Raw genomic sequence first — 14,496 nt, forward strand, 5'->3', positions numbered from 1 at the left:
TATCGCCTGAATATGGATCGGCGGTGCCTTTTTGACTTGTGGGAAATCCGTCTATCCTGTATACTTGTAACAGGAGAATGCGGAAGTCAGCTTCCGGCGTGTGAAAGGAGTAGAAAACTATGTCCATGGAAAAACTGCGCACATATTATTTTGGGCTGTACGGGGAGAATGGGATCACCCAATTTTTCTATGACCAGCTTATGGAAATTATGAAGACTGCCAAGGCGGACAGGAGCGCTGCACTGAAAAAGCAGGATAAAAAGGGGAATGACTGGTATCTCTCGGAGAAGATGGTGGGAATGATGCTGTATCTGGACAAGTTCTCGGAAAACTTGTCCAATTTTGAAAAAAGGATTGATTACCTGGCTGACCTGGGAGTGACATACGTGCATTTTATGCCGCTTCTGCAGTCCAGAGAGGGCCAGAATGACGGCGGATACGCAGTGTCTGATTATTTGAACGTGGATAAGAGATTCGGCACTACAGAGCAGTTTGAGCACGTTATTGACAGGCTGAAGAAAAAGGGGATCCGTACCTGTATTGATTTTGTTCTGAACCACACCGCAAAGGAACATGAGTGGGCACTGAAATCCAGGAAAAACGAGCCGGGATATGAAGATATGTATTACATGTTCGACAATTACGGCATCCCCTCAGAGTATGAGAAGACGCTGACGGAAATCTTCCCGCAAGTGGCGCCTAAGAACTTTACTTATTATGAGGATATAGGAAAATTTGTCATGACACGGTTCTATGAATTTCAGTGGGATTTGAATTATAAAAACCCCAATGTGTTCAACCGGATCGCCCACGTACTTTTGACACTGGCCAATAAGGGGATTGATATTTTCAGGCTGGATGCCATACCGTATATGTGGAAGGAGCTGGGAACTTCATCCATGAACCTGCCTCAGGTACACACACTGCTGAAAATGTACGAGATGATCATAGAGGAGGTATGCCCCTCTGTTATCTTCTTAGGTGAGGCTATTGTGGAACCTCATGAGATCGTGAAGTATTTCGGCACCCCTGAGGAGAAGGAATGCCACATCATGTATAATGCGTCCCTGATGGTGCTTCTGTGGAATTCTCTGGCGGCCAGGGATGTGCGGCTGATGCAGCGTTCCATGTCAATTGATTACGGTACGCCTAAGGACGGGGTATGGATCAATTATGCCAGATGCCACGATGACATCGGATGGGGATTTGAGAAGGATATCATCAAAGATCTGGGCATGGACCCTGAGGCCCATAAACAGTTTATCATTCAGTTCATGGAGGGAAAATTCCCGGGAAGTTTTGCAAAAGGTGAACTATATGAGTTCAATCCCGAGACTCTGGATGCCAGAAACAGCGGAACGATGGCTTCCCTGTGCGGCCTGGAGGAGGCCCTTGAAAAGAAGGACAGATATAAACTGGAGCTGGCAGTCAAGAGGATCCTGCTTCTGAACAGCGTGATCATCTCCTATACAGGCATACCGCTTTTGTACAGCGGTGATGAGATTGGGACCATGAACTGGTGGGACTATAAGAAAGACGATACCATTGCCCATGATTCCCGATGGCTGCACCGTGCACCGATGGATTGGGATAAGGCTGCAGACAGACATGATATGGGAACGGTGCAGGGCGTTATTTTCAGCGGTATCAAAGAGATGATCCGGGTGAGAAAGGATAACCGTATATTTGCTTCGGATATTCCATCTATCCCCGTTGATACGGGAAACAAGGCTGTCTTTGCATTTCACAGGGAGGATAAGATGCTGGTGCTTGCAAACTTCAGCGAGGAGCGGCAGACCGTGAACTGCAATGCTGTGAACTGGTTTGGCCTTCCCTGGGAGCTTCATGATCTGATTCAGGGAAAAACAGTTCCCCTGTGGGATAATATAGTATTAGGGCCATATGAATATCTGTGGCTGGCTTAATAAATACGTGCAGCATTTGCTGTGTGCAGCGCTGGAGTCCGGTTTTGTGCCGGGCTCTTTTTCTACTGCTGTATACGGGTTTCCGGCTGATTTGAAATCTCTCTATTCCAAAAAATTTATAAAAAAGGGTTGCAATATAAGGAAATGCGTAGTAGTATAGTAAATATCAAAACATAGTATTTAAAACTACATGTAATATTTAAGGATACTAAATGCAGCTAAAGTACATACTATATACATAATTAAAGTAAGGAGTGATGTTATGAAATTGAAAATCAAAGAACCGGGCAGCGCGATCACACATTTTATAGGATGGCTGATGGCAGTTCTGGCGGCAGCACCGCTGTTGATCCAATCGGCCAGGGAGCCGGACAGTATCCATATAATCGCCATGAGTATTTTTATGCTGAGCATGATACTTTTATACGCGGCCAGTACCATCTACCACACGGTTGATTCCACGGAAAAGGTAAACCGGCGTCTGCGCAAGATGGACCATATGATGATCTTTATTCTCATAGCAGGCAGCTATACACCGATCTGTCTGATCGTACTCCACGGAAAAACAGGTACCATCCTCTGCACTGCGGTGTGGTTAGTGGCCATTGTGGGAATCCTGATCAAAGCCTGCTGGATCACCTGTCCAAAATGGTTTTCCTCAGTCATATACATTGCAATGGGCTGGCTCTGTGTGTTTGCCTTTGTACCCATTGTGAAAGCATTGTCACCGGCAGGTTTCGGCTGGCTTTTGGCAGGGGGTATCATATATACGGTGGGAGGGATTATTTATGCGCTGAAGCTTCCCATCTTCAATGCGAACCATAAAAATTTCGGGTCCCATGAGATTTTCCACCTGTTTGTTATGGGCGGCAGTTTATGTCACTTTATTGTTATGTATTTCTTTGTTCTGCCCATGCCGGTATAAAAAGGCAGGTCCCGTGAAAATCCACGGGACCTGTTTTTTAATCTTGTTTGCAGCAGTATTTTATAAGGATATCCTGTAATTTATTCAAATCCACCGGCTTGGCAATATGGTCATCCATGCCGCAGGAGAGGGCTTTCTCCATATCTTCCTTGAAGGCGTTGGCCGTGATGGCGATAATGGGTACCGAGCAGGCATCTTTGCGGGGAAGGCTGCGGATAGCCTTTGTGGCCTCATATCCGTTCATTCTGGGCATCTGGATATCCATGAGGATGGCATCAAAGGAACCCGGGGAGGAAGAGGAGAAAATGTCCACCGCCTCAGCGCCGTCATGAGCGGAATCAGACACAACGCCCATGATTTCCAGGAACTGTTCCGTGATCTCCAGATTCAGTTCATTGTCCTCTGTGATAAGGACCCGCTTACCCTTCAGCATTGCAGACAGGTCAGCAGATCCCTGTTTGTCTTCTGCTGCTAATGTGCTATCTTCCACAGTGTTATGTTCTTCCGGGAAGGGCAGGATGATCCGGAAGACAGACCCTTCGCCCTTTTGGCTGTCCACGTCTATGGTGCCGTGCATTAGATCCACTAGGCCTTTGATCACAGACAGACCCAGACCGGTTCCGCTGATCTGCAATTTGTCTGCTTCCTCTGAGCGGGTAAAAGGCTGGAACATGGTATCCATGAATTCTTTGGTCATGCCAATGCCGTTGTCCCTGCATTCAAACAAATAGAGGAGTTCGCCGGTCCCGTTGGTCCCCTTTTCTTTTGCCGTCAGTGTGATCTGCCCTCCTTCGGGCGTGAATTTAATGGCATTCATGATCACATTCGACAGTATTTGTTTTAATTTAACGCAGTCTCCCAACAGGATTCTGTCAGGCATGGAGGCGCCGTTGATATCCATATGGATATTTCTGGATTCCGCCTGTATACTGAGCATGGCCCGCAGTTCCTCCAAAACAGTGGACATATGGAACGTTTCCGGGGTCAGGGTCTCCCTGCCGCTTTCAATCCGGGACATGTCCAGCACGGAGTTGATCAGGGAAAGAAGCTGGCTGCAGGAGATTCTGGCCTTTTCCAGATGGTCTTTGTTTTTTTCCGGGGAGTCCTCGTTCTGCATCAGTGTGAGCATTCCCAGAATTCCATTTAAGGGTGTCCTCATCTCATGGGAGACATTGGACAAAAATCTTGTCTTGGCCTCAGTTGCCACATTGGCCAGTTCCAGAGCACGGCTCAGTTCCTTCTCGTTTCGTTCTCTTTCCACCAGTGTATCCTGCATACTTTTCTGTCGTATACGTGCGATCACCACAAAAGCAATACAGGACAGGATAAATACGATCACAGCCAGCAGGATCAAGGTTATGGGAATCACATGCTTTTTAAAAAATGTTGTTAAAGTCACGGAAGCGTTGGTCTGTTCTGTGATCATGCGCTGGTAAACGATATCATCAATAGCTGAGGAATCCATATTCAGCACTGCTTTTTCCAGAAGGGTGAGAAGATTCGTATCAGCAGATGCTGATGCGGCCAGGGTCATGGAAGTAAGCTTTAGATCGGTTGGTGCGATGGTAAGGTTTGGGTAACTGTTTGCCATGAGGAGATACTGGGATGCAAAGCTGTCCAATATAGTCTCTGTGGCAGTACCGTCAGCAACGTATTTCAGACAGTCAGACGCAGAATCGCAGTACAGTACCTTTTCATAATCCTCCAGTATCACATTGTCCTCCAGGATCTCATGCTCATACTTGGGCAGCACAAGTACAGGTTTGTTTGAGGAGGGATTGGCGGTGGTACGCATCTGTTCAGGGGGATTATAGGAAAATAGCTGCAGATCATCGTAAGTGTCCTCAGTGCCCGGCAGTGCTGTCATGACAGGCAGAAAATCAGCTTTCTGCTCTTTTACCATCTGAACGGCATCCTCCGTGTTGTCTGCCACCACATAATCAACGGAAACACCGATCTTTTCACAAAAATACTCCGCGATATCCGCGTCCAGACAGGTATAATTTCCCTTCTCACCCAGATTCCCAACAGCTCCGTATGAGGTCCTGGGCAGGACCACTGTAAGGGAGCCTTTTTCTTTGAGATAATCCTTTTCCTCAGCAGTGAATGCGTTTGAAAGGCTGGAATCCCCGTTCATATATTTGTTTTCTAATTGGTTTACATAATTTTGAGACATGGCATGCATGGTATACAGCGCGGCATTGAGTTCCCGCAGGATATCCGGTTTACCCTTGGATACAATGGTGTAATAGGGAGAATCTGCAAAACGGGTGACGATCCGCATGTTGTTGCCCCGGGCGGCGCTTCCGATCAGGATCATATCGGCTTCCCCGGTTTGCAGGGCGCTTTCGTAGTCATCCCCGGAGGCATATATTTTTATATCCATTTGAATCTGATTGCTTTCACAGAAGTCCTCCACCATCTCTTTTTTTCCGTTTTTTGCCTGCATTTCTGTAATAGCCACGGACTTATTGTTAAGAGAAGTCAGGTCTCCTGATGTGATGTCTGTGTTGTCGCTTTTCACAACCAGGCAGGTATAGTCAAAACCGCTGGAAATAGAAGGATAATCCGCATATTCATTCATAGAATCCAGATAACTGGTGGTTCCCATGATATCAATATCACCTTTAAAGAAACGGTCGAACAGTACCTCTATCTCGTCCACAACATACTGGATATCCCATCCCGCACATTTTCCCAGATTTTCAAAATATTCGTACATCATGCCGTCAAGACTTCCGTCTTCATTGACAATGTAAAGACGGCTGTCAGTCAGTATGGGAAAGGCGACGGTTACTTTACGCGGCTCTTTGGCATAAACGGGTACGGATATGGAAAAAAGAAGGATGATACTCAGCAGCAAGGCAAGAAATCTTTTCATTATGCGCCCTCCCGGCTTATTGTTTTAATTTAGGTAACTGTTCAGTACCCTCACAGTTACAGGCAAAGATCCATGCAGAATCGCCTTTGGCGATGGGATTTTTGCTTGGCTGCGGAATGCTTTCTTACGGTCAGCGCAGTGAATGCGCAGACCTACTGAATAGTTACTATTTTAGAAACTATATGTATAAGTATAGTGGATAAAAGGTAAAAAAGCAATTTAATTAGTTTTATCTGATAAAACAGATAAAAGATAATAAGTGGATGATCCGGCGGTGAAAATATGTATGCTATTTATGAAAAACGTACAATTTAGGTAATGTTATTGGTCAATCTGTTCAAGCAAAAATAAAGTTATTATGTAATTTAATGGTGTTGCATAAAACCATTGAAATTAAAAAGGGTTGTTGCTAGAATGATGACTAGAAAAGAGCAGCTGCGAAGCTGATGGAAGAAAGGAAGAACAGAATGAATAAATGGGTTTACCAGATTGAGAACATAGGACTTTCCAATGAGCAGTGTCTTTTAAATGAGACGGTTTTCCACAATGCCAATGGTTATATTGGGGTCCGCTCTGATTTTGAGGAGGGTTATGCCAAGGGGTATGACACGATCCGGGGGTCTTATATCAACGGCTTTTATGACATAGCAAAAATGTCTCAGGCGGAAAAGCTCTGCGGACTGGCAGAGGAAAAGCAGACTATGCTCAACGTGGCAGATACCCAGACCATTTATCTGCGTATTGAGGGGGACACTTTCAGTATGTTTGACGGCAGGGTGGAACAGAGCAGCCGCAGCCTGGACATGCAGAACGGTTACACACAGAGGCAGGCAGTATGGTGTTCCCCAAAAGGACACAGAGTTGGGATCACCATCAGGAGAATGACATCATTTCTGCTTCTTCCGCTGTTTACCATATCATACGAAGTGGAGGCACTGAATTTCAGCGGAACGCTGGAGTTTATATCCGTACATAACGGGGATGTGAAAAATTACTGCAATCCCAATGACCCGAGGGTGGCCGGTGAGAGCTTTCAGCACCTGCGTCCCATAAGCGCGGATAGGAAGGAGGGTGTATCGTATCTGGTTACAGAGACAGTTACCTCCGGACTTACAGTATGTACGGCGGTGAAGGATGTACTGGACTGTAAAAACGGTTCCGGATTTCAGGAGCAATCCGAACAGAACGGGCACTGCATTACCCGGAAAATGAGAACAGATGTGGCAGAAGGGGAGAGCGTCCGTCTGATCAAGTATACGGTATTCACAGATTCTCTCAGATATGAAAACTGCAGGCAGGAAGCAGAGAAAACCATGGAAAAGGCATTGTCTGTCAGTCTGGAGGAATGGTACAGGCAGCAGAGGCAGTACCTGGACGGATTCTGGGCACAGTCAGCACTGGATATTGAGGGGGACGATGACCTGGCGGTTGCTGTCAGGTACAATCTTTACCAGCTCCTTCAGTCAGCAGGCAGGGATGAACACAGCAATATAGCGGCCAAGGGACTTTCCGGTGAGGGGTATGAGGGGCATTATTTCTGGGATACAGAGATGTATATGCAGCCGTTCTTTACCCTGACCAATCCGGAGATATCTGCCAGTCTGATCACATACAGGTACAGCATTCTGGATGCGGCAAGGGAGAATGCCAGAATCATGGGACACAGAAAGGGCGCACTCTATCCATGGAGGACGATCTCAGGTTCCGAGTGTTCCGGATTTTTCCCGGCGGGTTCCGCGCAGTACCATATTGACGGAGATATTGCCTATGCGGTTGTGGCCTATTATCTGGCAACAGGGGATTTGGATCTGATGGCAGAAAAGGGCGCTGAGATTATTTTTGAGACTGCCAGACTTTGGATGGATGCGGGCAATTTCCACAGGGGAAAATTCCATATCAATGATGTGACCGGTCCGGATGAGTACACCTGTCTGGTAAACAACAACTATTACACCAACGCGGGAGCCCAGTATAATCTTCATTGGGCAGTAAGATTTTATGAACTGCTTGGTGAGGCCGGGAAACTCGCACCCGTGGCTGAGAAGATCGGGCTGAGACCGGAGGAAATCGCGGAGTTCAGGAAAGCGGAGGAGCAGATGTATCTGCCATATGACCCGGAGACAGGCATCAATCCTCAGGATGATTCTTTCCTTCAAAAAGAAGTGTGGGATATCAAGGGAACACCTGCAGACAAGTTCCCTCTGCTCCTCCATTATCATCCTCTCTGCCTATACCGTTATCAGGTCTGCAAACAGGCGGATACCGTGCTGGCACATTTTATCTATGAGGATGCGCAGGATTTGGAGACTATCAGGAAATCCTTCGCCTACTATGAGAATGTGACTACACATGACTCCTCCCTGTCCACATGTATTTTCAGCATCGTGGCATCAAAACTGGGATTGAAGGATAAGGCCTACGATTATTTCGGTGACAGTGCAAAACTGGATCTGTTCAATCTGCACCATAATACAAAGGATGGAATCCACACGGCTAATATGGGCGGGAATTATATGGCTGTGGTGTATGGCTTCGGCGGCCTGCGGCTGAAAGAGTCGGGTATCTGTTTTGCTCCGGTGCTTCCTGATAAATGGAAATCCTATACGTTCAAGATCAGTTACCGGGGAAGCCACATCCAGGTCTGTGTGGAGAAAGAGAAGACCGTGTTTACCCTGGAAAAAGGGGAACCCAAGGAGATTACCGTGTTTGGCACAAAGTATACATTAAAGGATATTATTGAGATCAAGAGATAAGGAGAAAACCATGAAATATAAAGGAATTATTTTTGACCTGGACGGAGTGATTTGCCATACGGACAAATACCATTACCAGGCATGGAAGAAACTGGCTGACAAGCTGGGTATCTATTTTGACCAGGAGATCAACAACAGACTCAGAGGCGTGAGCCGGATGGAGAGTTTTGATATTATTTTGGAAAAATACCATGGTCAGATGTCCCAGGAGGATAAAGTGCGCTATGCGGCAGAAAAAAATGACCTGTATCGTGAACTTCTGAAAAATATGACCACAGATGACCTGGACCCACAGGTGAAAGAGACACTGGATACACTGAGAAGCAGGGGACTCCTTCTGGCGATCGGTTCCTCCAGTAAGAATGCGGGCTTTATATTGGAGCGTCTGGGACTGGACGGATATTTTGATGCAGTTTCAGACGGCAATAATATCTCACGTTCCAAACCCGACCCGGAAGTATTCCTGAAAGCCGCAGAGTACCTGGATCTGCAGCCACAGGACTGTCTGGTGGTGGAAGATGCCCAGTCCGGTCTGGAGGCGGCTATCGCAGGAAATATGGACTGTGCTGCCATCGGTGACGCGGTCAAATGTAATAAAGCCAATTATAATTTGGAAACATTCTCTGATCTGCTTTTGGCGGTGGGCAGCTGAATGTCCCTTCTGGGAACTCTTCTTACAGTCCGAACAGTAAATGCATAAATCTGCCGGAGCGTTAATTTTCGTGACTTTACGGGAAAAGTTTGATAAAATAGTGGACATAAAGGAGGATTGAATATATGTCATTGGAACAGCAGATGAAAAGCGGTCTTTTGTACCGGGAATTCGGGCATAAGGATGAAAAAGATGTTGCCTACGAAAAACTGATCGAGAGGCAGAGAAAGCACGGCAAGGAGCTGACATTCGCCTATAATCAGACAAACCCGTCCGACTATGGACGGAAGCGTGAGCTTTTGGAACAGATACTTGGTTCTCTGGGAGATGAGGTCTGGATCGAGTCACCGGTGAATTTTTCTTACGGATGTAATACCCATGTGGGCAATTACTTCTATGCTAACTTTAACCTGGTGATCGTGGATGATGTGGATGTGTATATCGGGGATTATGTTATGTGCGGCCCCAATGTATCCATCTGTGTGACCGGACATCCGGTATACGGAGAATTCAGAAGGGACGGCACGCAGTTCTCCCTTCCGGTGCATATCGGCAACGACGTATGGATAGGTGCCAACGCGGTGATCATGCCGGGTGTCACCATAGGAAATAATGTGGTTATCGGAGCCGGCAGTGTGGTTACACAGGATATCCCGGATAACGTGGTAGCGTTCGGAACCCCGTGCCGCGTGGCCAGGCCTATCACAGATGAGGATAAAGAGTATTTCCGCAAAGGTGTGCCTGTAAATAAGGACTGGAGAGAATAGTCTCTGACGGAGGGGATATGTTTCATAAGAAGAAACAGGAAGACGAATACGAGATGATAAAGCTCAGGACCGTGTATGGGATATACCAGAGGGAAGCCCTGACTGGGCTGCTGGATGAAAACCATATTCCGTACATTGCCCAGGGATACAGCATAGGGGGATATCTAACTATTATTGCCGGGACATCCGGTACGTTTGGTACTGACATCCTGGTTGGAAGGAACACCTATGAGAGGGCAAAAGAACTGATGGATTCCATCAACTGGGATGAACTGGAGGAGGAATCTGAGCTTCCGGAGGAAGAATGGAATACTGGGGATTCCCCTGAGGAGTAGAAAAGTACGCCCGGGGCAGCGTGGAAGCTGTCCCGGGCGTTTTTTATGATCATTTGAACATCTCTTTGCTTACTTTCTCAATTGCCTCACTGGCTGTCTCATAAACACCCGGGAAGGTACTGATTCCCAGACCCTGGGTAATACACGGAATGTAATATTTGGTTCCGTATTCCTGGCAGGCGCGGCGGACTTCTTTTTCCACCAGCTCCGGTGTCCAGTCGGGACGGTCTACGGAAGCACTGTCAATACCACCCATGAAGGTAAGCTTCTCGCCGTATTTGGCGATCAGATCCGCAATGTTATTGGAGGTCATACAGCCCTGCCAGATGTCGATCCCCATTTCGATCATAAACGGAACCAGGGTTGCCGCATAGGAATCCGCATGGTGGATCACAACTTCTACGCCGTGGTCTTTGTAGTAGCCGTAAATTTTCTTGTAGGACGGAAGGAAGAATTCTTCAAACATATCCGGGGAGATAAAGGTGGAAGTCTGGCTTCCCCAGTCATCATGATGGAAGATGGCGTCCGGTTTGATGTATTTGCAGATCTTTTCTGCGTACTGCAGTTCCCAGTCTGTGAGGAATTCGATCAATTCGTGGGTACATTCCGGCTCCTCATAGAAGTTGATCAGTGCGTTCTGGATTTCCTGCAGATGGTGGCACTGTTCAAAAAGTCCGGGAGCAATAAACTGGGTGACAAAATATTCATTGCGGTCTACTTTTTCCGCTTCGGCAATAAATGGCTCCCACTCTGCATCAGAATAATCCAGGCGCGGAGCTTTCACATAATCTCTCCAGTGTGTGATATCTTTGCAGACAATATGTTCCTCATCGTGGATCGGGAATCCGCCGGGTGTTCCGTCAGGCCACACCATGGTTACGCCCCATGCGTTTTTGATCGGGGGTTTACCGTATTCCGGGCTTGGGCTGGCAGCCGTGTAAGGATTGCCGAAGATCATTCCCAATGCCTCGTATTGGTTTACATAACGGTCTGGATGACCGCCGCGGATCGTCTCTAATAAATTCTGTCTTCTGGTTAACATAAAATGAATACCTCCTTTGTTTGAAACCCCAACAACTTATTTTATGATGTACTAGACTTATCATAACAGAATTGTCGTAACCAGTAAATACGATGAAATAATTGACTTTTCAGTATGGATACACTACACTTTGTAGTGAGGAGATGATTTTGTATGAAACTTACTTTTTACCAAATTTACTATCATCTGAAAAAAAAGTACGAAGCCAGGAGAATTTCCTGCAATCCCGGTAAGATCAAGGTGAAAAGGCCTGTTTATTACAGGGAGGGACAGTTGTGCAGGGGGCACCTGATTTTGATCGAGAGTGGAGAACTGAGGAAAATAGACCTGAAGTCATCCCTGTGGAAGGACTGCATTTTTATCTGTTTTGGGGAAGTGGATGATATATTTTGTCGGATTGATACAGACCTGCTTGTGCTGGACAAAAAAGAATCCAGGGAGCAGGTGCTCAATGACCTGCAGGAGATCTTCCAGTATTTTGAGGATGTGGAGCGGGCCGTGACAGATGTTTTTATGGAGAACCAGGATTTCGGTGAACTGATAGAATGCTTGGGAAGGATCTTTGACACCTCCCTGGCTTTGACAGATGCCAATTTTTCTTATGTGGCGCTGGCTGACAGGGAGGGGAGATTTAAAAAAGGGTTTATCAACGAAAGCCGTGCACTGCCCATGCCGCTGGTGAGCCAGCTGATCTCAGACCCGTCTTACCAGCGGAGCACAACGCTTGCCGGGGTGTATACCTATTCGCTGGAGCAGATGACCTTTCTCTGCAAGAACCTGTTTTTCGAGGGCGAGTTTACAGGCAAACTGCTGGCTGTATCCTGCACCTCACCGTTGAATAATGAATACCACAAAGACCTGCTCCATATGGCCGCAGAGTATGTGGAGCGGATGTATGAGCGGTTCGGGGCCTTTCACATGGCTGACCGTGCCTTAGACAGCCTGCATGAAATGCTCAGGCTGAAACTGAGGGGGAATTCGGTTCCCGGTGAGAGGCTCAGGACCGCACTGGGCAATGTTTCCTGGTCAGAAGATGATCTCTATTACCTGATCCAGATGCGTCCAAGTTACAGGTATGATAAGTCCCTGTATGACAAATACCTGTGTCCTCAGATGGAACTTCAGTGGAAGGATACTTGCTGTGTGGCATATAATGACAGCCTGATGGTCCTGTTGAACGGCAGCAGGCTTCATATGACGGACTTTCAGCCGGAACTGGCTTACTTTTTAAGGGAAAACCTCCTTGCAGCTGGGATCAGCCGGAGATTTCGGGGATTTGAGGGGATACAGACCGCTTTTAAGCAGACAGATATTGCCCTTGAGATGGGGATAAAAAAAGACTCCACACCATGGTACTTCAGGTTTGATGACTATGCGCTGGATTATATCCTCATACATGGGAGAGGGGGATTTGAACCGGAGCAGATCTGTGCCCCGGGGCTTTTGGTGCTGAAGGGGCACGATGCGAAAATGCATACAGAGTACTATAAGACCTTGTACTGCTATTTTCAGTGCAGATATAACGCGGCACTGACAGCAAAAAAGCTGTTTATACATAGAAGTACATTTTTGAACCGGCTGGAGAGGATCCTTGAACTGACCCAGATGGATCTGGAGGATTTCCGTTCCAGGCTTTACCTGTCCGCCTCCTTTTATATTATGGAGGAGGAGAATTAATTTTTTTCCTCCTCCTGCTCCAGGAGACGGAAGGACAGGTTCAGATAAAAAATCTCTTCCGGGTCATCCAGACCGGAATCCAAAATATTTTTGATTTTGTCCAGGCGGTAAAGAAATGTGCTTCGGTGGATGAACAGCAATGAGGCAGCTTGTGTGGCGTTGAGATTTTCTTCCAGATACGTTCTGAGGGTGAGCATGTATTCCGTATTCTGCTCCCGATCGGTCTTCTGCAGATCAAGCAGCTTGTCATGGCACAGCATATATCCGGGCAGTCTGCGTGTGGACTGTTCCAGGATGTAGGTGAGTGCCACATTGTTGAAGTGGTGGATCCACAGGTACGGCTTTTTCCGGCTTCCCACATCCAGGGCTGTGCTGGCCTGGATATACTGGCGCCGCAGATTCATATGGCCCTGCATGGGGCGGCTGTATCCGGCTTTCAGGAAACTGTCCCTGATGAAATAAGTAAGGCTGCCCGCCACGGTATCTTCATCCATCTCCAGACGGCTCAGATTAAAATATGTGACGATCTCTTCTTTGAAAAGAAAGCTGCAGGAATAGGGAAACTGTTTTTCCAGATAGTTGCAGATAGCCCTGGTGGTGATCTTTTTCTGATCCAGATAGGTGATCTGGAAGATCAGACACAGATAATCGTGCTGTGTGCTCCAGCCAAGGGCAGACAGTCTCTGGCTGATGTCCAGATAGTCGGCTGTGCGGTCAGAGAGCACGGTAAGAAGGATCTTGTGCAGCGCGTCGGACTGCCGTGAGGCAGGGGCCTGTTCGTGGTAGAGCAGGTATTCCACATAGCCCCCCAGATGGGCGAGCAGATAACCGTCCCCGTTCTCTATGGGGTGCTCATATTCTATGAGAGCCAGACGGTGTGTGGTATGCCCGTCCTGCCGTACATTGACGTTCAGGGTGTTCAGTCCCGTGATGTAACCGGGGAAGAATACAGGAACGTCGGCGTCCAGCATTTTTGTGTAGTCCTCATCCTGAGCAAGTGCATTTACATATTCGATGTTCAAGCCGTCTTCTGAGTACAGATGATATTTTTCCGGTATCCGTTCTGTCCCTGCATTAGCCACGGGTGTAAAATCCAGTCCGATGACACACAGGGGATTATGAAAGATCTCCAGAGATACACTGAGAAGGTCACGGACACTGCCGTTGCTCAGAAGAATGGTACTGAGGCGTTCATCCCAGGTGTCAAAAGTGTCGTAGAGGTCCTGGATAAAATTGAAGATGCGGCTCAGAGTATAGCCCGTATCCAGAACCAGATAGGGGTGCGAAGGCGTTGTAAAATTCTCACCGGTTCTGACGGAGATGATCAGAAAGACCGGTCCTGTGAGCTGTGAGGCCAGTGATTCCGTGTCTTTGGCCCTCACAAGACAGATATGCCCTGTGGAAAAGCCGGAACCGTCCTCATATAAAAATGGACGAAGAAAGCTCTCAGTTGTATCCAGATTTCCCTGAGAGATAACATGAAATTCTTTATTTATCATTTCGGATAAAAGCACTGCTGATAACTTCAAAGTAATCCCC

General features: G+C 47.2%; 10 protein-coding genes. 7 read left to right on the forward strand and 3 right to left on the reverse strand.

Annotated features, from left to right (window positions below):
• Window positions 1-119 precede the first annotated feature (119 nt).
• A complete protein-coding gene (locus C6P39_RS09820) occupies window positions 120-1,925 on the forward strand; it encodes an alpha-amylase family glycosyl hydrolase (RefSeq protein ID WP_104803644.1) in 1,806 nt (601 codons plus the stop codon).
• Window positions 1,926-2,187: 262 nt separating this feature from the next.
• The gene (trhA, locus tag C6P39_RS09830) at window positions 2,188-2,850 is read left to right on the forward strand and encodes a PAQR family membrane homeostasis protein TrhA (RefSeq protein ID WP_104803646.1); all 663 of its coding nucleotides are present in this window, start codon (window positions 2,188-2,190) and stop codon (window positions 2,848-2,850) included.
• Window positions 2,851-2,887: 37 nt separating this feature from the next.
• On the opposite strand, the gene C6P39_RS09835 is transcribed toward trhA, so the two are convergent.
• On the reverse strand, window positions 2,888-5,731 hold the full coding sequence (locus C6P39_RS09835) for a response regulator (protein ID WP_104803647.1): 2,844 nt from the start codon (window positions 5,729-5,731) through the stop codon (window positions 2,888-2,890).
• 467 nt (window positions 5,732-6,198) lie between these two features.
• On the opposite strand from C6P39_RS09835, the gene C6P39_RS09840 reads away from it, so the two are divergent.
• The 4 genes from C6P39_RS09840 (at window position 6,199) to C6P39_RS09855 (ending at window position 10,238) form a co-directional block, all read left to right on the forward strand.
• Window positions 6,199-8,484: a glycoside hydrolase family 65 protein gene (locus tag C6P39_RS09840; RefSeq protein WP_104803648.1), complete on the forward strand. Its 2,286-nt coding sequence runs from the start codon at window positions 6,199-6,201 to the stop codon at window positions 8,482-8,484.
• A gap of 10 nt (window positions 8,485-8,494) precedes the next feature.
• Window positions 8,495-9,136 (forward strand): beta-phosphoglucomutase, encoded by a 642-nt coding sequence (gene pgmB / locus C6P39_RS09845; protein WP_104803649.1) that lies wholly within the window; start codon window positions 8,495-8,497, stop codon window positions 9,134-9,136.
• A 125-nt stretch (window positions 9,137-9,261) separates the two neighbouring features.
• Window positions 9,262-9,903, forward strand: coding sequence for a sugar O-acetyltransferase (locus tag C6P39_RS28455; protein WP_104803650.1), 642 nt, complete (start codon window positions 9,262-9,264; stop codon window positions 9,901-9,903).
• Between the two features lie 17 nt (window positions 9,904-9,920).
• Complete coding sequence (locus C6P39_RS09855; RefSeq protein WP_104803651.1) at window positions 9,921-10,238, forward strand: putative signal transducing protein; 318 nt, start codon at window positions 9,921-9,923, stop codon at window positions 10,236-10,238.
• Between the two features lie 49 nt (window positions 10,239-10,287).
• On the opposite strand, the gene C6P39_RS09860 is transcribed toward C6P39_RS09855, so the two are convergent.
• Window positions 10,288-11,280 (reverse strand): uroporphyrinogen decarboxylase family protein, encoded by a 993-nt coding sequence (locus tag C6P39_RS09860; protein ID WP_104803652.1) that lies wholly within the window; start codon window positions 11,278-11,280, stop codon window positions 10,288-10,290.
• A 153-nt stretch (window positions 11,281-11,433) separates the two neighbouring features.
• Here C6P39_RS09860 and C6P39_RS09865 point away from each other — a divergent pair, with 153 nt between their 5' ends.
• Entirely contained in the window at window positions 11,434-12,957 is a 1,524-nt protein-coding gene (locus C6P39_RS09865) for a PucR family transcriptional regulator (RefSeq protein ID WP_104803653.1), read from the forward strand.
• On the opposite strand, the gene C6P39_RS09870 is transcribed toward C6P39_RS09865, so the two are convergent.
• Complete coding sequence (locus tag C6P39_RS09870) at window positions 12,954-14,486, reverse strand: PucR family transcriptional regulator (RefSeq protein ID WP_242987005.1); 1,533 nt, start codon at window positions 14,484-14,486, stop codon at window positions 12,954-12,956. The genes C6P39_RS09865 and C6P39_RS09870 overlap by 4 nt on opposite strands.
• Between the last annotated feature and the right edge of the window lie 10 nt (window positions 14,487-14,496).

This window comes from Blautia marasmi, from assembly GCF_900258535.1.
In the GTDB taxonomy this organism is placed as follows: domain Bacteria; phylum Bacillota; class Clostridia; order Lachnospirales; family Lachnospiraceae; genus Blautia; species Blautia hominis.